A 433-nucleotide genomic window follows, 5' to 3' on the forward strand; every position below is an offset into this window, starting at 1 on the left:
AATCGGACCAGGCTCCTGCGGCGGTACCGACGCTGGCTCGAGCTCGCCATCGCAGATGCTGGAGGTCGACCAGCCTGCCGGTGGGGACGGTGGCGGAGGCCACGTAACCCGACGGCACGTTCGCCGCGGTGCCTGCCCAGATGCTACCGCTCGACCCGTATTCCGGATCGTGTTCCAGCTCGAATGAGATCGTCGCCGAACGGCCCTCCGGATCGATGGCTCGGGCCCTCAGCGACGGCGTCAGCGTCGAGGTGACCCAGCCCACCTCCCCTGCCGTGCCCGGCGAAACCTGTAGCTCCGACACGATCGGCTTGGAGACATCGACCGTCAGGCTCTGCCAATCGGACCAGGCTCCTGCGGCGGTACCGACGCTGGCTCGAGCTCGCCATCGCAGATGCTGGAGGTCGACCAGCCTGCCGGTGGGGACGGTGGC

At 68.6% G+C, this 433-nt stretch carries 1 protein-coding gene; it reads right to left on the reverse strand.

Annotated features, from left to right (window positions below):
- The coding region (locus tag EJK15_RS74070) for a hypothetical protein (protein WP_206062445.1) at positions 1 to 304 on the reverse strand (304 nt) is incomplete at its 3' end.
- Positions 305 to 433 lie beyond the last annotated feature (129 nt).

Source organism: Nonomuraea basaltis (assembly GCF_005893125.1).
Lineage (GTDB): Bacteria > Actinomycetota > Actinomycetes > Streptosporangiales > Streptosporangiaceae > Nonomuraea > Nonomuraea basaltis.